Origin of the sequence: Hymenobacter nivis, from assembly GCF_003149515.1 — a bacterium.
Lineage (GTDB): Bacteria > Bacteroidota > Bacteroidia > Cytophagales > Hymenobacteraceae > Hymenobacter > Hymenobacter nivis.
The window spans coordinates 4,646,140-4,666,280 of sequence record NZ_CP029145.1; the positions used below are offsets into that span (position 1 = coordinate 4,646,140).

16 protein-coding genes and 1 pseudogene are annotated in these 20,141 nt (G+C 61.7%); 9 read left to right on the plus strand and 8 right to left on the minus strand.

All coding sequences use genetic code 11. The features are described 5' to 3' along the window. The first annotated feature begins 55 nt into the window (after window positions 1-55). From DDQ68_RS20690 to DDQ68_RS24095, 8 genes and pseudogenes are all read left to right on the plus strand, one after another. Complete coding sequence (locus DDQ68_RS20690; RefSeq protein ID WP_109657996.1) at window positions 56-895, plus strand: outer membrane protein assembly factor BamD; 840 nt, start codon at window positions 56-58, stop codon at window positions 893-895. 141 nt (window positions 896-1,036) lie between these two features. Next, window positions 1,037-1,384, plus strand: coding sequence for a DNA-directed RNA polymerase subunit omega (locus DDQ68_RS20695; protein WP_245897145.1), 348 nt, complete (start codon window positions 1,037-1,039; stop codon window positions 1,382-1,384). 33 nt (window positions 1,385-1,417) lie between these two features. Then, window positions 1,418-1,978: a flavoprotein gene (locus tag DDQ68_RS20700; RefSeq protein WP_245897147.1), complete on the plus strand. Its 561-nt coding sequence runs from the start codon at window positions 1,418-1,420 to the stop codon at window positions 1,976-1,978. 47 nt (window positions 1,979-2,025) lie between these two features. Then, window positions 2,026-2,682, plus strand: a complete 657-nt coding sequence (locus tag DDQ68_RS20705; protein WP_109657997.1) for a phosphopantothenoylcysteine decarboxylase domain-containing protein — start codon at window positions 2,026-2,028, stop codon at window positions 2,680-2,682. 8 nt (window positions 2,683-2,690) lie between these two features. Further along, complete coding sequence (gene porD, locus DDQ68_RS20710; RefSeq protein ID WP_109657998.1) at window positions 2,691-3,617, plus strand: type IX secretion system protein PorD; 927 nt, start codon at window positions 2,691-2,693, stop codon at window positions 3,615-3,617. Between the two features lie 190 nt (window positions 3,618-3,807). Further along, window positions 3,808-5,484: a DNA repair protein RecN gene (recN, locus tag DDQ68_RS20715; protein WP_109658548.1), complete on the plus strand. Its 1,677-nt coding sequence runs from the start codon at window positions 3,808-3,810 to the stop codon at window positions 5,482-5,484. 128 nt (window positions 5,485-5,612) lie between these two features. Next, window positions 5,613-6,434 (plus strand): enoyl-ACP reductase FabI, encoded by an 822-nt coding sequence (locus tag DDQ68_RS20720; protein ID WP_109657999.1) that lies wholly within the window; start codon window positions 5,613-5,615, stop codon window positions 6,432-6,434. 265 nt (window positions 6,435-6,699) lie between these two features. Next, a pseudogene (locus tag DDQ68_RS24095) lies at window positions 6,700-6,789 on the plus strand (hypothetical protein); the annotation flags it as partial. A gap of 137 nt (window positions 6,790-6,926) precedes the next feature. Here DDQ68_RS24095 and DDQ68_RS24100 read toward each other — a convergent pair. The 6 genes from DDQ68_RS24100 to DDQ68_RS20750 form a co-directional block, all read right to left on the minus strand. After that, window positions 6,927-7,937: a Brp/Blh family beta-carotene 15,15'-dioxygenase gene (locus DDQ68_RS24100; RefSeq protein WP_109658001.1), complete on the minus strand. Its 1,011-nt coding sequence runs from the start codon at window positions 7,935-7,937 to the stop codon at window positions 6,927-6,929. A 110-nt stretch (window positions 7,938-8,047) separates the two neighbouring features. Further along, window positions 8,048-8,824, minus strand: a complete 777-nt coding sequence (locus tag DDQ68_RS20735; RefSeq protein WP_109658549.1) for a bacteriorhodopsin — start codon at window positions 8,822-8,824, stop codon at window positions 8,048-8,050. Between the two features lie 387 nt (window positions 8,825-9,211). Further along, window positions 9,212-9,379: a hypothetical protein gene (locus tag DDQ68_RS23180; protein ID WP_162550297.1), complete on the minus strand. Its 168-nt coding sequence runs from the start codon at window positions 9,377-9,379 to the stop codon at window positions 9,212-9,214. A gap of 551 nt (window positions 9,380-9,930) precedes the next feature. Next, complete coding sequence (locus tag DDQ68_RS20740) at window positions 9,931-13,185, minus strand: efflux RND transporter permease subunit (protein WP_109658002.1); 3,255 nt, start codon at window positions 13,183-13,185, stop codon at window positions 9,931-9,933. 113 nt (window positions 13,186-13,298) lie between these two features. Then, complete coding sequence (locus tag DDQ68_RS20745) at window positions 13,299-14,462, minus strand: efflux RND transporter periplasmic adaptor subunit (protein WP_109658003.1); 1,164 nt, start codon at window positions 14,460-14,462, stop codon at window positions 13,299-13,301. Window positions 14,463-14,480: 18 nt separating this feature from the next. Then, complete coding sequence (locus tag DDQ68_RS20750) at window positions 14,481-15,857, minus strand: TolC family protein (RefSeq protein WP_162550298.1); 1,377 nt, start codon at window positions 15,855-15,857, stop codon at window positions 14,481-14,483. A gap of 243 nt (window positions 15,858-16,100) precedes the next feature. On the opposite strand from DDQ68_RS20750, the gene DDQ68_RS20755 reads away from it, so the two are divergent. Continuing rightward, on the plus strand, window positions 16,101-17,699 hold the full coding sequence (locus DDQ68_RS20755) for a M28 family metallopeptidase (protein ID WP_109658005.1): 1,599 nt from the start codon (window positions 16,101-16,103) through the stop codon (window positions 17,697-17,699). Window positions 17,700-17,852: 153 nt separating this feature from the next. Here DDQ68_RS20755 and DDQ68_RS20760 read toward each other — a convergent pair whose 3' ends face one another. Both DDQ68_RS20760 and DDQ68_RS20765 read right to left on the minus strand, forming a co-directional pair. Then, entirely contained in the window at window positions 17,853-18,317 is a 465-nt protein-coding gene (locus DDQ68_RS20760; protein WP_109658006.1) for a Spy/CpxP family protein refolding chaperone, read from the minus strand. Between the two features lie 266 nt (window positions 18,318-18,583). After that, window positions 18,584-20,128, minus strand: coding sequence for a hypothetical protein (locus tag DDQ68_RS20765; RefSeq protein ID WP_109658007.1), 1,545 nt, complete (start codon window positions 20,126-20,128; stop codon window positions 18,584-18,586). Between the last annotated feature and the right edge of the window lie 13 nt (window positions 20,129-20,141).

A 20,141-nucleotide genomic window follows, 5' to 3' on the forward strand; every position in this document is an offset into this window, starting at 1 on the left:
GGGCCCCGAAAGCCGTTTCCGGTTTGTGATTGCCAGCGTACCTTTGTTGTTACTTATGCCATTTTCCCGCTTAACGCTCGTTTTCTTCTGCCTGGCCGCGCTGCTGCTGGGGGCCTGCAACCCTGGCTACCAGAAGCTGCTCAAGAGCGGCGACGTGAATAAAAAATACGAAGCCGCCGTCCGCTACTACGATGCGGGCGACTACTTCCGCGCCGGCACGCTGCTCGAAGACCTTATTCCGCTGCTCAAGGGCCGGCCCGAGGCTGAGAAGGCGCAGTTTTACTTCGCCAACACCAACTTCAAGCAGCGCAATTACGTGCTGGGGGCCTACTACTTCAAGCAGTTCACCGACACGTACCCCAACTCGGTGTACACCGAGGAGGCCTCATTTATGCACGCCAAATCGCTGTTCCGCGACTCGCCGGGCTTCGAGCTGGACCAGACCAACACCACGTCGGCGCTCGAAGTCATCCAGGACTTCATTAACCGCTACCCCGAAAGTAAATTTCGGCCGGAAACGGAGGTTATGTCGCAGGAATTACAGAAGAAGCTGGAAAGCAAGGCCTTCGGTGCCGCTGAGCTGTACTACAAGCTGCGCTATAACCAGGCCGCCGTGACGGCAATGGGCGTGTTTGAGCAGAACTACCCAGCTTCGCCATTCATCGACCAAGCCGATTTCCTGCGCCTGAGTGCCCAGTATGCCTGGGCCAAGGAGAGCATTGAATCGAAGCAACGCGAACGGTTTCTCGATGCCGTGGCGTTCTATCAGCACTACATCGACACCTTCCCGCAGAGCAAAAGCCTGAAGCTGGCCCAGGTCATGTACGACGACAGCCGCGCCGAGCTGGAACGGCTGAAAGCCATCCCCGGGGCCGAGGCCGCGGCAGCCAAGTAATGCGTTGAATGGTTTTATTGTTGCATTGTTGATCGCTGGTTAATTATTTAATTAATGTTCAACAGTTAGCCATCAGCAATTTAACAGTAAAACCACTTAACAATCAGACCATTCAATAATAAAACAATTAATTAACTGCCCATGAAACCCGCTCCCAACGCCGTATCCAGTTCCATCGTGACGCGCAACATGGCCGATTTTAGCATCGAAAGCGGCAACGTGTACGAAGCCATTTCCGTCATCTCGAAGCGCGCCAACCAACTCTCCATCAAGCTGAAGGAAGAGCTGAACGACCGCCTGGCCGAGTTCGCCTCGACCGTTGACAACCTGGAAGAAGTTTTCGAGAACCGCGAGCAAATCGAGGTATCGAAGCACTACGAGCGAATGCCCAAGCCTACTAGCCTCGCCATCGAGGAGTTCCTGGAAGGCAAGTTGCACTACACCACCCCCGATCCGGTGGAAATGCCCCTGGCCCGCGAACTGTTCTAATTGCCGCCGGTGCTGCTACCCGCTTCGTTGCCCTTGTCGCCGCTGGCAGGCCGCCGCCTGCTGCTGGGCGTGAGCGGCAGCATCGCCGCCTACAAAGCCGCCGCCCTCACGCGGCTGCTAGTGCAGGCCGGGGCCGAGGTGCAGGTCATCCTCACTGAAGCCGCCGCCGCCTTCGTTACGCCCCTCACGCTGGGCACCCTTTCCAAAAAGCCCGTCCTGACGGGCTTTTTGCGTGATGCGGCCTCTGGGCAGTGGCACAACCACGTCGAGTTGGGCCTGTGGGCCGATGCGCTGCTCATTGCGCCGGCCAGCGCCAACACGCTAGGCCAGCTGGCCAACGGCCTGTGCCCCAACTTACTGAGCGCCGTATACTTGTCGGCCCGCTGCCCGGTGTTTCTGGCCCCGGCCATGGACCTGGACATGTATGCCCACCCGGCCGTGGCGCAGAATCTGGCGCGCCTGCGCAGCTACGGCAACCACGTGTTCGATTCGCCCAGTGGCGAGCTGGCCAGCGGCCTCGTGGGCCCCGGCCGCATGCTGGAGCCCGAGCAGATTGTGGCTGAGCTAGCGACGTTTTTTAGTCCAACAAGCTGATCAGGGTCCAACTGTTATCTGCTCACTGTCAATTGATAACTGAATAAATGCGCGTCTTGATTACCGCGGGCCCTACCTACGAGCCGCTGGACCCGGTGCGGTTCCTGGGCAACCGGTCGACGGGCAAGATGGGCTACGCGCTGGCCGAGGCCTTTGCGGCGGCGGGGGCCCGGGTGGACCTCATCAGCGGGCCCAGCGCCTTGCCCGCACCGGCTCACCCGGCCGTGCAGTTGACGCGCGTGGGAACCGCCGCCGAGATGTACGCCGCTGCCGCTGCCGGGGCCCCCGCTGCCGACGTATGGGTGTTTGCCGCCGCGGTGGCCGACTACCGGCCCGCCCATGTGGCCGCCGAGAAGATTAAAAAAGCCGGCGACACGCTCACGCTGGAGCTGGTGAAGAACGTGGACATCGCCGCCACCCTCGGCCAAACCAAGCGGGCTGAACAATTTGCCGTGGGTTTTGCGTTGGAGACGACGAACGAGCTAGCCCACGCCCAGGGCAAACTGCACCGCAAAAACTTCGACCTCGTAGTCTTGAACTCACTGCGCGATGCTGGGGCCGGGTTTGGCCATGACACTAACAAAGTGAGCGTGCTGGACCGCGCCGGCCAGGTAGTTACCTTTGAATTGATGGCTAAAACGGACCTAGCCGGTGAGCTGGTGCGCTTGGTTTTGGCCCGCCTCGCTGCTGTCATAACTATTTGATTGACTTTATGATGCCTAAGACCTGGTCCCTGTTGCCGCTGCTGCTATTGTTGCTGGGGCCCCCCGCCCGGGCCCAGGAGCTGAATTGCACCGTGGAGGTGTCCATCGGGCCGAGCGTGGTGATTACCGACCAGAGCATCGTGGCTAGTATGCAAAGCAAAATCCAGGAGTTCCTCAACACCCGCACCTGGACCAGCACTACGTATCAGGAAAAAGAGCGTATCAAGTGCCGCATGTTCATTGTACTTACAGGCGGTGCGTCGCCGTCGTACCAGGCCACGATGCGGTTGCTTTCGACCCGCCCGATTTACGGCACCGGCTACGAAACCAACGTCATCAGTATCGTCGATAAGAGCTTTAATTTTAACTACCCGCCGCCCAACTCGCTCGATTTTTCGCCCAACAGCTTCGTTTCCAACCTCTCGTCGCTGCTGGGCTTTTATGCCAATATCATCATCGGGCTCGACCGCGACACGTTTAGCCGGCTCGGGGGCACGCAGTATTTTGAAAACGCCCGGCTCATCATGACCTATTCGGCCTCGCAGATCAGTAGCGAGGGCCAGGACCCGAGCTGGTCCAACGGCGGGGGCCTGCGCAGCCGCTACCAGCTGCTCACCAACCTTACCGACCCGCAGCTCGAAGCCTTCCGTACCGGCTCGTACGCCTACTACCGGCAGGGGATGGACCTGTTCATCGAGAAGCCCGACGAGGCGCGTACGGCCGTGCTGGGGGCCCTCACGGGCATCAACGCGGCGGCGTCGCTGCGGGTGAGCGAGCCAATTTTCCGGTACTTCTTCGACGCTAAGGCCGACGAGATTGCTAATATTTTCCGCACCAGCTCCGACCAAAACCAGAAGCAGCAACTGGTGACGATGTTGGTGAACATCGACGCGACCAACGCGCAGAAATACCAGGCCATTCTCACGTCCCGCTAAGGCGGTGGGATGGTAATATATTGGTTATTACATAACTGGGCGGGTATTAGCATTTGCCAAAACTTTGGGGCTAACTTTAATAAATAATGCGTTGGGGCCTTGCAGAGCACCGGCCTAATTACTTATTCAGCTAGAATAGCTACAGTTGGCCACGATACCCCGTGCGCACCCCGGCCCCATCTACCCAATTATGTTAGTCGATTTACGCATTCAGAATTACGCCCTGATCGAGTCGCTGGAGCTTCGGCCGTCGCCGCTGCTCAACATCATTACTGGCGAAACGGGGGCCGGCAAATCCATCATGCTGGGGGCCATTGGGCTGCTGCTGGGCAACCGGGCCGATGGCAAGCTGCTGTTCGATACGGCGCGTAAGTGCGTGATTGAGGGGCAGTTTGATATTGCCAGCTACCAGCTGCAAGATATTTTTGAGGCCGAGGACCTGGACTACGACGCGCAGTGCATTCTGCGGCGCGAAATCAGCCCCACGGGTAAGTCGCGCGCCTTTGTGAACGACACGCCGGTGACGCTGGAGGCGCTACGGAAAATCGGGGCCAACCTGATGGACATCCACTCGCAGCACGACACGCTGCTGCTCGGCGACACGGTGTTTCAGCTCAACCTGCTCGACCTCTACGCCGGGTTGGTGCCGCAGCGCACGCACTACAGCAACGCCTTCCGGCAGTACCGCAAGCTGGAAGCTGAGCTGAAAACGCTGGAGGACCAGTCGAACCAAGCTAACGCGCAGCTGGACTATAATAGCTTTTTGCTGAACGAGTTGGAGGAAGCTAGTCTCGACAACGAGGACCAGGAGGCCCTGGAGCAGGAGGTGAAACAGCTGGAGCACGCCGAGGAAATAAAGTACAAGCTGAGCCAGGCCCTGCACGGGCTGCGCGACAGCGAGAGCTGCGCCACCGGCATTATGAAGGATGCCTCGTCGCTGCTGGGCCAGGTTTCGAGCTATTCCGACAACTTCCGCGAGCTGCGTCAGCGCCTGGAAAGCTGCCTGATTGAGCTGCACGACATTGCCGACGAGGTGGAAACCGCCGAGCGCCGCACCGAGGGCGACCCCGCCCGCGCCGAAGAGTTGCAGGAACGCCTGAACGTGCTCTACACCTTGCAGCGCAAGCACGCGGTGCGCGACCTGGGGGCCCTGGTGGCCGTGCGCGACGAATTGCGTCAGAAAGTGGGCAACGTGCTAAACCTCGACAAGCAAATCAGCAAGGTGCGCAAGGACGTAGAGGCCGCCCTGACCGCGGTGACCAAGCAGGCGGCCAAGCTCTCGGATAGCCGGTGCAAGTCGTTCCCGCGCTTCGAGCAGGAGCTGCGTGCCCTGGTTGCTGACCTGGGCATGCCCAACGCCCGCATCGTAGTGGACCACCGCGCCGGGGCCCCCAGCGCCAGCGGCACCGATGTGGTGAACATCCTCTTCACGGCCAACAAGGGGGCCCAGCCCCAGACGCTAAGCAAGGCCGCATCGGGGGGGGAGTTCTCGCGCTTGATGCTGTGCGTGAAGTACATGCTGGCTGATAAGACGGCTCTGCCCACGATAGTGTTCGATGAAATCGACACCGGCATCAGCGGGGAAATTGCCGTGAAGGTGGGCCGCATGATGCAGCAAATGGCGCGTAAGCACCAGCTGGTGGCCATTTCGCACCTGCCGCAGATGGCCGCGGCTGGCGATGCCCACTACTTCGTGTACAAGGAAGACCGCGCCGACCGCACCGTGAGCCGCATCCGCCAGCTCGGCGAGGAGGACCGCATCCGGGAAATTGCCCATATGATTGCCGGCGCCAAGCCCAGCGCCAATGCCCTGCAAAGCGCCCGCGAGTTGCTGGCCCTGCGTGGCGAGGCCGTCGTGGCAGGGTAGGGGGTAGTGAATGGGAGAATGGGTGAATGAAAAGGTAAGTGGCTAACTTGCCGCCCTGAACCGAATGGTGAAAGAAAGGGCCGGGTTGCTTTTTCATTCGCTCATTCACTCATTCACCTATTCACTCCATGCCCAACAACCTGCTCGCCGGCAAAGTCGGCATCATTTCCGGCGCCCTCAACGAGAAATCCATTGCTTGGAAAGTGGCCCAGCGCGCCCACGCCGAAGGCGCCCGCTTCGTGCTCACTAATGCCCCGCTGGCCATGCGTATGGGCGAAATCAACAAGCTGAGCGAGGAGTGCAACGCCCCCATCATCCCGGCCGACGCCACGTCGGTGGAGGACCTGGAGAAGCTGTTTACCGGGGCCCAGGAGCAGTTGGGGGGTAAGCTCGACTTTATGCTGCACTCCATCGGCATGAGCCCCAACATCCGCAAGGGCAAGAACTACGGCGAGCTGAACTACCAGTGGTTCCAGCAAACCATCGACATTTCGGCCCTTTCGTTCCACAAAATGCTGGCCGTGGCCGAGAAGCAGGACGCCTTCAACGAGTGGGGCAGCGTAGTGGCCCTCAGCTATATTGCCGCCCAGCGCGCCTTCCTCGACTACACCGACATGACGCAGGCCAAGGCCATGCTCGAAAGCATTGCCCGCAGCTACGGCCAACGCCTAGGTAAGCTTAAGAAAGTGCGCGTCAACACCGTGTCGCAGTCGCCCACCAAAACCACGGCCGGCGCCGGCATCAGTGGCTTCGACGCCTTTTACGAATTTGCGGATAAGATGTCGCCGCTGGGCAACGCCCCTGCCGAGGCCTGCGCCGATTACTGCATCTCGCTGTTTTCAGACCTAACGCGCTACGTGACCATGCAAAACCTGATGCACGACGGCGGCTTCAGCACCACCGGCATCTCGCAGGAAATGGCCGACTTGATGGAAAAGGCCAACGCCTAACCACATCCGGGGCCCCACGAAAAAGCCTGGCCGTAACTGGCCAGGCTTTTTCGTGGGGCCCCGGATGTGGTTTTGTAGGCAACGATTGCGGAAAAAAAGACAGATTTTGAGTAGAAGCGCCGCTTAGTCTGGGGCTCTTTTCGCCCGCTTTTGCTGTGAAAACCCAACTGCTTTTCCTGGGCCTGTGGCTGCTGGGGGCCCCGCCCGGGCCTACGATTTCGTGGTGACGCAGGACGGCAGCGGGCGATTACGCACGGTGCAGGCGGTGTTTGGCGCGGTGCCCGACTTCTGGAAAAAGATGATTACTATTTTCGTCAACAAAAGCATTTATAAAGAGAAGCGTGGCTTAGCCGGCTGCAAACCCCTGGTCACTCTGATTAACGAGGGCCGCGACTGTACCGTGCTTACCTACGATAGTTACCACCAGATACTAAGCGCGTTTGTTGAGGAGAAGGGGGCATCAAGTTTAGCCCGCCGCGGGTACGGCGGGGCCTACCTTGCGCTCGGCTCGGCCCGCCACCGGGGCGCGTCCATCACCAGCGTCACGAGCAGGGCGTGGGGCAGTGTGACGATGGAGGCCACCACCAGCGCCAGGCTGAACCAAGCGGCCCCGTTGGCTAGGTAGGGGGCCAGCAGGCGGCCCAGCACCAACAGCGCCACGCAGCTCAGGAGCAGAAGGGGGGCCGCCCGGCGCAGGAAGAAGGCCAGCCGCGGCCCCAAGTCGGCCGCGGGGCGCGGCCGATTCGGGGCTGCGGCATAGCCGAGCCAGCCCGTGAGGCGCAGCACGTGCTGCAAGCTGTGCCAAAACACGAAGTATACGGCTACCGATAGCTGGGGCGGCAGTGCTAGCAGCAGCAGCACCAGCACCAGCACCTCGCCCAGCTCGGTACGGAGCCGGGCCCATTGGCGGCGGTAGGCCCAGCGGGCCCAGAGGGCCAGGTGCCCTGCTACCACCACCACGCCGAGGGCTGCGGCCGCGGCGGTCAACGCGGCCGCGGGCACTGTGGGGGCCCCGGTGAAGGCCAGCAGTCCGTTCACGATGCCCGCCGTTTGGGTGGGCCAGCCCCACAAGGGCACGGCAAACAGCAGCAGGCCCCGCAGGCAGCTGTGCGTCAGCCACAGCCACGCCGGTGGCCGGGCCCCGGCCGGCGCGTCGGCCGAACCCCAGTGCCACACCGTCAGCAAGAAAAAACCGCCGACCGTAGCCGCCGGCCAGGCCCACCACAGGGCCCCCACCAAGCCCGCCAAGCCCAGGTAGCCGAGCAGGAAGCTCAGCCAGTACCGCCACCCGCCGGCTCCGGGGCCCCGGGGCTGGCCGGCGGGCAGTACCAATTGGTCGCAGGCCCCGTGCGCTACGCCCAGTACCACCATGCCCACGGCCAGCGGCGGCCCCAGCAGTACCCAGGCAGCACTTGGAAACGCCGCGCCCACGCCGGCCAGTGCCAGCACGGCCGCGTAGGAGTAGCGCCGCCGGGACCAATCAGATGCAGAGTCAAGCGACATAGTGCGTGGGGCAAAAGGGGGGGGAACTAACACGGGCCGCCACGCCGCGGAGCGGAGCAACGGCCCGTGGGCAATGAACTGTCCGGAATCCGGGCGATGGGAGCAGTATACTATGCTAGTACTCCGGCACCCTGCGGGACAACCTTCTTAGCTGCCGACTCGCTGCGGGCGATGCCGTACACGACCAGTCCGAAGCCAATCTTGTTCACGGCGTCGCCCAAGTTGTAAATCAGGTCAAGGTCGTGCGGGCGGAGCAATCCGAGCCCGTCGGCGCCCAACCAGCCGCCAGGCATGGCCATGTAGCCAATTGGGTAAATGGCCCAGCCTACGAGAATGAACCAAGCCAAGGAGCGGACGCCCTTCTGTACGGCCGTCGATTCAGACTTGGCAGCCAGTTGTGCGATTTCCCCCATCCAGGCCGAGTACAGGATATACAAGTAGCCCAGCGTGGAAAGCGTGCCCCAAATCATCGAGTGGCTCTTCGAACCGTCCGTGAAGGCCTCACCAATGTAGCCGCATACAAGCATAAATACCGCTGCGAGGACGAGCTTCCAGAGTAGGCCAATTTTGGCCCCGGCGGCTCGCACCAGCAAGTAAAACTCGACGACCATTAGCGGCACGGTCAGCGTCCAGTCGATGTAGCGCAGGGCCACGGGCGACGTGTGAGTTTCCATGTAGTAGTTGCGCATGTAATAGTAGTGCACGGCAGCGATTCCGGTAATCATCCCCGAAATCAGGAGCGAGGTTTTCCATTTGTCGGCTACACCTCCACGCTCGAAGAGGAAAAATACGGCCGCAGCCGCCATGGCCATGTACCCCGTGAAAAACGTGAACGCAATCGGATCATCAACCGGAATCTTCAGAACGTCAATTAGGATGGTTTGCATGGCGGATTGGTGTTTGATGTGAAGGTATACCTCATCAATAGCTAGATGTGCATTAATGTTTCGTAGCCAGTCAAAAAAAATATTAGCAAACATTTTTCGGGATAGAATTGTCTAACAGTGTTTTTTGAATGTTTCAGTAGCCACGGCTCAAATCTACGGGATTTTCCAGCGGTCCGCCGGCCTGGAAATGAGCTGGGTTGCTTAGAAATAAGTCCCCTTCCCTCGTCTTCCAGGAGCCGGCCGAGAAAATCCATCGGCGCTGCCGGGTAGGGTGTTGATGACGATATCGGGTTCGGGTAAAACCGCTTTTAAGTCGGCCGCGGAGTGCAGCTCGGCGGCGGGGCTAGTGCGGGCCAGCAGCTGCACCGGGCACTCGAAGCCACTGAGCTACTGGCGGATGGCCAGTACAATGGCCCCGGCTCCGAGGATAACCACCCGATTGCCGCGCAGCAGGCCGGCGCGGTTGTGCACCAAAGCTCCGCCCACCCATTGCTTTTCGGCCTGGAGCACGGCCAGCTCGGGCAGGTGGCGGTATAGGGCCAGCAGGTCCGCCACTATGGTTTCGGCGCGGCCAGGCGAAGAAGTCGCTCAGGTTGGCCACCGGTACGCCCAGTCGCACGCCGCGGTAGCGCTCACACCCGGCCGAATCGATTTGCCAGAACTGCAAGCCGGCCGGGGCCCCGGTAGCCAGGCGGGCGGCACGTTGCCCAGCACCGCCTCGGCTTGCTGGAAGGCAGCGGCCTGCTGGTCGGCCGGCACGTCGGCACGTCGGCGCCGAAGGTGACGGCGTGGCCCGCCGGCAGGTGCTGGTACAGGTAGGCGCGAGTGGCGGGGCTGAGGGGCGAGTAAACGAAGAGGTGCACGGACAAAAACGGGGAGGACTATAAAAAAGGGCGGTGGCTAAACGGGGTAGTCTGGCGAATTGCCCAAAGGGCTTCGTCGGGCCACTCTTACTGAAAAAAACAGCGGCTCCGGTCCATTATAAGAATGGTCCGACGACAGAAAAAGCCGCCGGACCACCCCGTTTTGGACCACCATCAAAAAAAGAACGTCGTGCCCGGATGACCGTTGCACGACGTTCGGCTGATGGTTCAGCGGGGGCGGGGCTAGGCCGGGGCGATGGTGCCTTCGGCCGGGGCCCCACCGTCTTTGGCGGTGGTGTCTTCGGGGTTCCCGTCGTCCTTTTTGGGGCCCCCGTGCTCCTCATCGGGCTTGTAGTTTTTCTCCATTTCGGCCAGCTTTTCCTTGCCGTAGGCGAAGCGGGTGATGATGACGTAGAGCACCGGCACGATGAAGATGCCCAGGCCGGTGGCCGCCAGCATCCCGCCGAGCACCGTCCAGCCCAGGGTCTGGCGGCTTTGGGCCCCCGCGCCCGAGGCAAACACCAGCGGCAGAATGCCCAGGATGAAGGCCAGCGAGGTCATGATGATGGGGCGCAGGCGCAGGTGCACGGCTTCCAGGGTGGCTTGCACCAGCGGCATACCGCGGTCCACGCGCTCCTTGGCAAACTCAATGATCAGGATGGCGTTCTTCGCTGAAAGGCCAATGAGCGTGATCATGCCGATTTGGGCGTACACGTTGTTGGTGAGCTTGGGCAGGAAAAACAGCGCCAGGATGGCCCCGAAAATACCGACCGGCACGGCCAGCAGCACCGAGAACGGCACTGACCAGCTCTCGTAGAGGGCGGCCAGAAACAGGAACACGAAAATGATGGAGAGCGCGAAAATGTAAATCGTCTGGCCGCCGGCCAGCAGCTCCTCGCGGCTCAGGCCTGAGAACTCGTAGCCGTAGCTCCGGGACATGGTTTGGGCCGCCGTTTCCTGCAAGGCCTTGATGGCGTCGCCGGAGCTGTAGCCGGGGGCTGGGTTGCCGTTAATTTCGGCCGAGCGAAACAGGTTGTAGTGCGAGATGAGGGGCGCGGTTTCCTCGCGCTTGTAGGTGGTGAGCGTGCTCAGGGGTACCATGCCGCCGGCAGAGTTGCGCACGTAGTACTGGCCCAGGTTGGCAATGTCGCCGCGGTAGGAGGAGTCGGCCTGCGCCACCACCCGGAACGTGCGGCCGTAGAGCGTGAAGTCGTTGATGTAGGCGCTGCCCAAGTACGTGCGCAGGGCCCCCCCGATATCGGCAATCGAGACGCCCAGCTTCTTGGCTTTTTCGCGGTCAATGTCGAGCTTGTAGCCCGGCGTGCTGGCCGTGAAGAAGGAGAAGCCCGAGGCAATTTCGGGCCGCTTGCGGATGGCCCCCAGGAATTTTTGCAGGTTGGCGTCAAAGGTCTGGATGTTGCCGCCGGCCTCGCGCTCCTGAAAAATGAACGAGAAGCCGCCCGTGTTGCCCAGGCCCGGAATGGCGGGCGGCGAAATTACCACCGTGGTGGCCTCCTTGAAGCGGGCCATGCGCTGCTGCACGGTGGCGATGAGGCCTTGCAGTTGCAGGGCCTTGTCCTTGCGGTTTTCCCAGGGCGCAAGCTGGCAGAAAATGGTGCCCGAGTTGGATTTTGAGGAGAAGTTCACCGCGTTCAGGCCCCCCAGGGCGGCGTAGTGCGCAATGCCCTTAGTTTTGCTCAGCTCCTTCATCATCTCGTGCAACGTAGCCACGGTGCGGCCCGTGGAGGCGCCCTCGGGCAGGTTGAAGGTGACGATGATGCGGCCCTCGTCCTCGGTGGGCAGGAAGCCGCTGGGCTTGCTGCGGAATAGTAGCCCGGCCCCCACCACGATGCACACCAGGATGATGACCACGAAGCGCGAGTGCTTGATGCTGCTCGCCACGCCACTCCCGTACTTCTCGGTGACGCGCCCAAACCAGTTGTTAAACTTGAAAAACAGCTTGTTGAGGCCCGTCGAGCTGTCGTCGCGCTTGGTGGGTTTCAGCAGTAGCACGCACAGGGCGGGCGTGAGCGAAAGGGCCACGAAGGCCGAAATCAGCACCGAAATAGCAATGGTGATGGCAAACTGCTGGTACAGGCGCCCCGTGATGCCGGGGATGAAGCCCACCGGCACGAACACCGCCGCCAGAATCAGGGCAATGGCAATAACGGGCGCCGAAATCTCGCGCATGGCCTCCAGCGTGGCGTCGAGCACGTTCATGTCGCGCTCGTTCATGTTATGCTCCACGGCTTCCACCACTACAATGGCATCGTCGACCACAATACCGATGGCCAGCACGAAGCCAAAGAGCGTTAGGGTGTTGATGGTGAAGCCCAGTGGGATGAAGAACGTAAACGTGCCGATGATGGACACCGGGATGGCCAGCACTGGGACGAGCGTGGAGCGCCAGTTCTGGAGGAAGAGGAACACCACGATGACCACTAGCAGCAGGGCCTCCACCAGCGTTTCCACTACTTCCTTGATGGATACCTTTATCACGCTCGCTGACTCGAAGGGCACGATGTAGTTGAGGTCGGTGGGGAACTGCTTCTTGAGCTGGTTCATGGTGGCCAGCACGTTGTCGTAGGTTTCGAGGGCGTTGGCGCCAGGGGCCTGGTACACGAGCAGGTAGGCGGCGCGCTTGCCGTCGACGAACGAGTTGTTGGCGTAGTTGAACTTGCCCAGCTCCAGGCGAGCCACGTCCTTGAGGTATACCAGTTGCCCGTCCTTCGGATTAGTTTTGACGATGACGTTACCGAACTGCTCGACGGTGGCGAGGCGGCCCTGCACCGTCACGATGTACTCGAACGGCTGCCCGTGCTCGGCCGGTGGGGCCCCAATGGAGCCGGCCGCAATCTGGGCGTTTTGCTCCGCCAGGGCAGCCGAAATGTCGCCGGCCGTGATGCCCATCTGGGCCAGCTTGTCGGGCTTCAGCCAGATGCGCATCGAAAAGTCGTCGGCGCGCGACACGATGTCGCCCACGCCCTTGGTGCGCAGCAGCGCGTCTTTGATGAACACGTTGGCGTAGTTGTCGAGGAAGGTGGAGCTGTGCGTGCCCTTGGGGGCGTACATGGCCACCAGCATCAGGATGCTCGGGTTGCGCTTGCGCACCGTAAGGCCCAGGCGCTGCACGTCCTGCGGCAGGGTGGGCAGGGCAATGCCCACGCGGTTTTGCACGTCGAGGGCGGCAATGTTGATGTCGGTGCCCACGTCGAAGTTCACCGTCATACTCATCTGCCCGTTGCTGGTGCTGTTGCTTTGCAGGTAGGTCATGCCGGGCGTGCCGTTCACTTGCACCTCCACGGGCGTGGCCACGGTCTGCTCCACGGTCTGGGCGTCGGCCCCGATGTAGCTGCCCGTCACCGATACCGTGGGCGGCGTGATTTCGGGGTACTGCCCGATGGGCAGGCTGCGCATGGCCAGCAAGCCCACGAGCACAATCACCAACGAGGCGACGATGGCCAGGACGGGCCGGCGAATAAAGGTTTCTGCAATCATAATATTTTTGAATAATCCGCTAAAAGCCAGATTATAAGGTCGTCATGCTTCGACTGCGCGGATGCCAGATGAGCATGACTGCTTTTGACAATTCTCGGTACAGTAAAACAGCCTTACTTGGCCGCGGGGGCCCCGCCGGGGCCCCCAGCCGGGGCCACGGCCGCGCCCGGGGCACTTATCTGAATTTTGCCGCCGTCGCGCAGCTTCTGCACGCCTTCGGTCACGATTTTGTCGCCCGCCGCAATGCCTTTGAGAATGACCACCTGGTCGACCAGGCGGGGCCCCAGCTGCACTTTGTGCTGCTTGGCGCTGTCGCCGGCGGCCACGTACACGAAGTTCTCACCCATCTGCTCCACAATAGCTTTATAGGGAATCACCAGGTGGTTGCCCGACTGCGTGTTCAGCACTTTGATGACGCCGCTCAGCCCGTCTTTCAGCCGGCGCTGGGGGTTGGCAAATTCCACCCGCACCGTGATGGTGCCGGTTTGGGCGTTCACGCCGCGGTCGATGGCCCGGATTTTACCCGGCTCGCCGTAGGGCTGGCCGTCGGGCAGTACGAAGCGGATGGTGGAGTCGCCCGCGCCGCCGGTCCGGTTTTGCAAAGCCGTAAAGCGCGGGATGTCCGTTTCCGTCACCACGAAGTCCACCCCAATCGGGGTTTCGTTCGAAATCGTGTTCAGCACCGTGGTGCCTGCGCTCACCTGCGTGCCCAGCCGCACCTGCGAAATGCCGATGCGCCCCGCAAACGGGGCCGTGATGGTGGCAAAGCTCAGGTTGGTGCGGGCAATGTTGACGGCGGCCTGGGCCGCGGCCACCTGGCTGCCGGCGGTGGCCGCGGCGGTGGTGGCGTTTTCGGCCAGCTGGCGCGCCACGGCGTCTTGCTGCAACAGGCGCTGGTAGCGGACTTGGTTCACGGTGGCGTTTTGCGCCGAGGCGCGGGCGCTGTTCAGGTTGGCCAGGGCCTGCTGGTAGGCGGCCTCGTACTGGCGCTTGTCAATCTCGTACAGCGCCTTGCCCTTGGGCACCAGTTCGCCTTCCTGGAAATTCAGGGCCGTGATGAAACCCGTCACCTGCGAGCGCAGCTCAACCGACTTGAGGGCCACGGCCGTGGCGGGGTACTCGTTGTAGTAAATGGCGTTGGTGGTGCGGGCGGCCACCACGCTCACCGGGGTGGGGGGCGGGGCCGCGTTTTTGCTTTTGGCGTCGTCTTTTTTGCTGCACGCGGCGCCGGCCACGAGGCCCAGGGTGCAGCACAAGGCCAGGTATTTAGTGTTCATCGAGCGAAAACGGAGGGATTAATAATTGGTGGGCAGGGCCCCCAGCGTGCGCTGTAGCTCCACCTTGTAGCTCAGCACCTGAAACAGGGCGCTGTAGTAATTCAGCTGCGAGGTGCGTAGCGTAGTCTGGGCTATCAGCAGGTCGAGGTAGGCCTTGATGCCTTCGCGGTACTGCAAATCGACCACCGTGTACACTTCCTTCGACAACTCCAGGTTGCGCTTGCCCACTAGGTAGTCGTTGAAGTAGCTCTTGTAATTGGCCAGGGCGGCGGCATATTCCGCCCCAATCTGATTGCGGGCGTAGAGCACGTCCTGGTCGATGCGCTGGTCCTGGAGGCGGGCCTTGCGCAGGTTTTGGGTGCGCCGGAAACCCGTGAAAATGGGCAGCCCCAGCTGCATACCCGCGTAGGAGTTCGGAAACCGCCGGCTGAACAGGTCGCTGAAGTTATTATTCTGGTAGACCGAGTTGTAGTTGCCGAACGCTGAGAGCGACGGCAGAAAGCCCAACCGGTAGTAGTCGATGGTGAGGCCCTGCAACGACTTCTGCGTCAGCACCTGCTGGTACTCGATGCGGCTGGCGGGGTTCAGCGGCTCCAGCGTGTCCACCACCGCGTCTTGCTCCAGGCTGAGCGTGTCGTACTGCAACTGAAAGGGCCGCTCGGCCGAAATGCCCATCAGCTGCTGCAAGTTGGCCGTATTGGCCTTGATGGCTTCCTGGGCCTGCTTGCGGCCGGCCAGCGAGTTGTTCAGCGAAATCTCGGCTTGCAAGTAGTCCGTCTTGTCCACGATGCCGGCGTCGTAGCGATCCTTGGCGTCGCGCAGGTTGCGCTGCAAGCGCGTGATGTCTTCTTTATATACATCGAGCTGCCGCTGCGAAAGCAGCACAGTATAAAACGCCTTGCTCACGTCCGACACCGTGGTGATGGTCGTATTCACGGTGTTTTGGCCGGCGGCGAGTCGCGTGTAGCGGGCCTCCCGGGCGGCCAGGTTTACGTCGTTGTTGTAAATGACCTGAGTGCCCGACAGCCCCAGCGTCGTCACATTCTTCACCCCCAGCTGGCGCGGGGTGCTGATGCCCGTTACCGCGTCCGGAAACACCGTGAAGGGTAGCCCAAAGTAGTGCTGCGCCGTGCTGGTGGCCCCAATTTGGGGCAGCCAGGCCGCCCGGTTGATGCGGATATCGGCCTCGTTACTCAGCTCGTCGAGGCGGGCCTGGCGCACCAGGGGCTGGTTCACCAAGGCGTAGTGCAGGCACTCGGGCAGGGTGAGGGGCCCCGTGGGCGCGGGTGGGGGCGTGGTGGCCGTTTGGGCTCCCGCCAGCCCCGGCCATAAAAAGCACGCGAGCAGGGCCAACAACCGGCCTTGCACGCGCACCGCGTTGGTTACAATGCTCATAAGGGGAGACAACCCGTTTGGGTAACAAAAGTTATCGGGCCTAAGACGCATTTCCAGCGCTGGGGTTGCTTGCCGCTCCGCACCAATGAGGCCCCAGCGCCGCTAAGTATATAAAAGCAGATACTTTAATACATAGCCAATGATTACCGCCGTGGAGGGCCCTGCGGCCGCCGCGGCGGCCGTGCAACCCGCCCCGGCCGGGAGCGTCGTTAAAGGACTTTTTCATCTCAAAATTCCTGCCCTTTGCCTACTTATTCGCTCCGCAAACTACTGCCGCTGGCCGGCCTGCTGGCCCTGGCGGCCGCGCCCGCCCGCGCCCAGGGCCCCGAAAAAACCGACGCCGCCGCCCTGGCCAAAATCAAAGACGAGGGGATGAACCGCTCCAAAGTGATGGAAACGGCCTTCTACCTCACCGACGTGTGCGGCCCACGCCTGGCCGGCTCCGAGGGCCTGGCCCGCGCCAATGCCTGGACCCAGAAGAAGCTGACTGAGTACGGCCTGGCCAACGCTGCCGTGGAGCCCTGGGGCGACTTCGGCCGCGGCTGGGACATTGATAAGTCCTACGTGGCCATGACCAAGCCTTATTACCACGCCATGATTGGCGTGCCCAAGGCCTGGACGCCCAGCACGCCCGGTGGGGCCCTGCGCAAGCAAGTCATCGTCGTGAAGGCCACCACCGAGGCCGACCTGGCCAAGTACCAGGGCCAGTTGCGCGACAAAATTGTGCTGCTGCCAGTAGCCACCCCGCCGCAGCCCAACTTCGAGCCCGACGCCAGGCGCTTGACCGCCGACGACCTGCAAAAGCTGGCCGACGCCCCCGCCACCGCCCCCATGACGGCCGCTAACCGCCCCGTGGAGCCCGCCACCGCCGAGCGCACCGCCGCCTTGCTTGCCGCGCGGGCCTTGCGCACCAAGCTGAACGACATGCTGATTGCCGAGGGCGCGGCCGCTGTGCTCAGCCCCGGCCGCGGTACCGACGGCACCGTGTTCACCACCAACGGGGCCCCCTACGCCGCCGATGCCAAGCCCGTGCTGCCCGAGCTGGAAATGTCAACCGAAGACCAGCTCCGCCTCATCCGCCTCGCCGAGGCCGGCATTCCGGTGGAAGTGGAGCTGGAAACCAAAACCCGTTTCCAAACCCAGGACCTGAAAGGCTACAACGTGGTGGCCGAAATTCCCGGCACCGACCGCAAGCTGAAAAGCGAAGTGGTGATGCTCGGGGCCCACCTCGACTCGTGGCACGCCGCCACCGGGGCCACCGATAATGCCGCCGGTTGCGCCGTGATGATGGAGGCCGTCCGCATCCTCAAAGCCAGCGGGTTGAAGCCGCGCCGCACCATCCGCATTGCCCTGTGGGGCGAGGAGGAGGAGGGCCTGCACGGCTCGCGCAACTACGTGAAGAACCACTTCGCCGACCCCGCCACCATGCAGCTCAAGCCCGACCACGAGCGGCTGGCCGGCTATTTCAACCTCGACAACGGGGCCGGCAAAATCCGCGGCATCTACGCCCAGGGTAACGAGGCCGTGAAACCGATTTTCACCGCCTGGCTCGCCCCGTTTGCCGATATGGGCGCCACCACCGTGACGCTGCGCAACACCGGCAGCACCGACCACGTGGCCTTCGACGCCGTGGGCCTACCCGGCTTCCAGTTCATCCAGGACGGCCTCGACTACTTCGCTCGCACCCACCACTCCAACCAGGACACTTACGACCGCCTCGTGGCCGACGACCTCAAGCAGGCTTCGGTGGTAGTGGCCTCGTTCGTGTACAACGCCGCCATGCGCGACCAAAAGCTGCCCCGCAAGCCCCTGCCGGCCCCCACGCCGCCCCGGGCCCAGTAATAGAATAGGCAGTTTCGGCCGATGCCCACTGCTAGCAAAGCCCCGGGGCCCCGGTCAACCCGCTGCCGCCTAAGCCGCTGCTGAGATCCATAAAAAAGCGCCCCTGCTACGTAGTAGGGGCGCTTTTCTTATAAAGAGCTGGCGGGCCGGCAGTTACTCGGCTTTCATCTTCATCTTGTTTTTCTTGATTTTCACCTTGCCCTTGGCGTCGGTGCTGTCGCTGCGGGGGCCCATGCCCCGGCCACCGCGCTGCATGTGCTCGGCCTGCATGGCGGCGTACTTGGTGTACTGGTCGGGCGTCAGCACGGCTTTGAACTGGCCGTCGTACTTGGTGCGGCCGGCCATCATCTGGTCACGCATTTGCTCGCGGGTGGCGGTGCCGGCCTGCATCTGGCCGCGCATGGCCTGCATCTCCTGGTCGCGGGCCGTCATAATTTGCTGCACCTTCGTGGTCTGGTCGGCGCTGAGGCCCAGTCCTTTGGCCATGCGCTCCGATTGGCGAGCGGCCATTTGCTCGGGCGAGGGGCGGCCGCCGCCTTGCTGCGGAGTGGTTTGGGCATTGGCGATGCCAGCCGTGAGGGCGAACGCGGCCAGCAGCGGAAACAGGTAGTTTTTCATGTTGCGATGAGATAAAGAAATGAGTGGTTGGGGAAAAATAGGGCCCCCGGTGGGTTGGACTGGCCGGGGGAAAAGGTTGGAAAAGGAGGGTTGGCGGGGTCTGCTATCCGCCCGATTGGCGAAGACCGGAGCAAGCCGCTCGTACCCTGCCCTTTGCAAACCTTCGTCCACATCCGCCCCTTTTTCCGCCCGCTAGACCAACGCCGCCATCCCCTCGACGGGCCCCCGCGAAACCCCGCTCAACCCCGCCAAACCTGCCTGGGGCCCTACCGCAGCTTCAGGAACTTGCGCCGCATCACGTCCTGCACCGACACGCCCGTAATTTTGCTTTCCAGCCAAGAAATCAGGTCGAAGTACAGAAAAGGCCGCCGGTCGTAGGGGTTTTCGTAAATGGCCACTAGCTTGTCTTTCAGCTTGATAAACTCGTCTTTGAGCTGGCCGGGCGCAATATTGCCTACCCGCCGCAGAAACCGAAAAATCTCAACTTGCATCGGCTGCTGGTCGTCCATCTTGCCCAGGAAGTGGTACACCGACCGCACCTGGTACTCCAGGCTGGCGTCGTCGCCGGCCTCGTAGTGCGCCACCAGATTCAGGATGCGCGCGAAGCACTGCAAATCCTCGCGCAGGCTCAGGTCCTTCTGGTCGATGATGAGGGTCAGGTACTCGATGGCCTTGCGGAACTGCCCGCTGCCGAAGTACAGGCTGGCAATTTTGTAATAAAACACCAGCGTGCGGTGCAAATCGAGCTGTGAGCGGTATAAAACCAGGTTCTCCAGCAGCTCCGGCACAATGGCCAGGCCCTCGGTGAAGCGCGCCTCCAGGAAGTAGGCGTTGATGCGGTTGGTGTAGATGTACTGGAACAGCAGCGCCTCGATGTTGGGGCTGGCGCGGCGCGTCTGGTTAGCGGCGAAGTCCTCCAGCTGCTGCAATACTTCCATGAACTTACTGTAGTACATGAGGTTAAAAAGCGTCGCCAGTAGGTTGTGGAGCCCTTTGATGTAGAGCATCGCCTGAGTGTCCTTCAGGTGTGGGGCCCCCTCAAACAGATCCACCCACTTCTGGGCGTAGCGGTAGCAGGCCCTAAAGTCTTGGTTCAGGGTGTGGTACCACACATGGGCCTGGTAGAAGTACAGCTTCTCAAAAAATGTGCTGTCGGGGCCCATCGTCGCCGGCACGTTAGCCTCGAAAAAAGCTGTAATTTGTTCGTGGTCAGTTTGGTTACGGGCATGTCCAGCCTTGAGGTATAAGCCGTAGAGCCGCAACGAGGCGTTGGACAGCTCGTGCATCCGGGCGAGGTGCGTTACGGTGTCCAGGGCTTCGGTGGCCAGCGTTTCGGCCCGGTCCTTGAGGCTGCGCGTGATGTACTGCGACTCGATAAGCTTCTCAAAATCAATAGCTAGCAGGGCCACGTGGGGTAGCTCAGCCTGCTGGGCAGCTACCTTGGTTTTCTCCAGCATTCGTAGGCTCTGCTGGTAGAAGCCCTTGTTATAGAGCACCCGGGCGTAGTCGAGCTGCTCGTGCAGCTGAATGTCGGGGTTCTGGCCGGCGTGGTACACGCGCAGGCTACTCAACAGCTGTTTATACAGGTTGGCCTTGAGGTTGGCCAGCTGGGCCCGCTTCAGGGCCGGTACCTGCGCCACAATGCGGTCCTCGTCGTAGCCATCGAGGGCGTCGAGGGCGTCGAAGAGTTGCAGAAACTTTAGGCCCTCGCCGGCGCCTGGCCGGTCAGTAAACAGCCGGAAATGCCGCTTCTCGGAGCGCGTGAGCGACTTGATGAGCTGAAAAACCGGGTCGGTGTGCTTATTGGGCATTGTAGAAACAGTT

Coding starts and splice junctions, on each gene's coding strand:
- DDQ68_RS20720 (WP_109657999.1), top strand. CDS start 5,613: ATGCCCAACAACCTGCTCGCCGGCAAAGTCGGCATCATTTCCGGCGCC.
- DDQ68_RS20745 (WP_109658003.1), bottom strand. CDS start 14,462: ATGAACACTAAATACCTGGCCTTGTGCTGCACCCTGGGCCTCGTGGCC.
- recN (WP_109658548.1), top strand. CDS start 3,808: ATGTTAGTCGATTTACGCATTCAGAATTACGCCCTGATCGAGTCGCTG.
- DDQ68_RS20695 (WP_245897145.1), top strand. CDS start 1,037: ATGAAACCCGCTCCCAACGCCGTATCCAGTTCCATCGTGACGCGCAAC.
- DDQ68_RS24100 (WP_109658001.1), bottom strand. CDS start 7,937: ATGTCGCTTGACTCTGCATCTGATTGGTCCCGGCGGCGCTACTCCTAC.
- DDQ68_RS20740 (WP_109658002.1), bottom strand. CDS start 13,185: ATGATTGCAGAAACCTTTATTCGCCGGCCCGTCCTGGCCATCGTCGCC.
- porD (WP_109657998.1), top strand. CDS start 2,691: ATGATGCCTAAGACCTGGTCCCTGTTGCCGCTGCTGCTATTGTTGCTG.
- DDQ68_RS20765 (WP_109658007.1), bottom strand. CDS start 20,128: ATGCCCAATAAGCACACCGACCCGGTTTTTCAGCTCATCAAGTCGCTC.
- DDQ68_RS20760 (WP_109658006.1), bottom strand. CDS start 18,317: ATGAAAAACTACCTGTTTCCGCTGCTGGCCGCGTTCGCCCTCACGGCT.
- DDQ68_RS20750 (WP_162550298.1), bottom strand. CDS start 15,857: ATGAGCATTGTAACCAACGCGGTGCGCGTGCAAGGCCGGTTGTTGGCC.
- DDQ68_RS20690 (WP_109657996.1), top strand. CDS start 56: ATGCCATTTTCCCGCTTAACGCTCGTTTTCTTCTGCCTGGCCGCGCTG.
- DDQ68_RS20735 (WP_109658549.1), bottom strand. CDS start 8,824: ATGCAAACCATCCTAATTGACGTTCTGAAGATTCCGGTTGATGATCCG.
- DDQ68_RS20705 (WP_109657997.1), top strand. CDS start 2,026: ATGCGCGTCTTGATTACCGCGGGCCCTACCTACGAGCCGCTGGACCCG.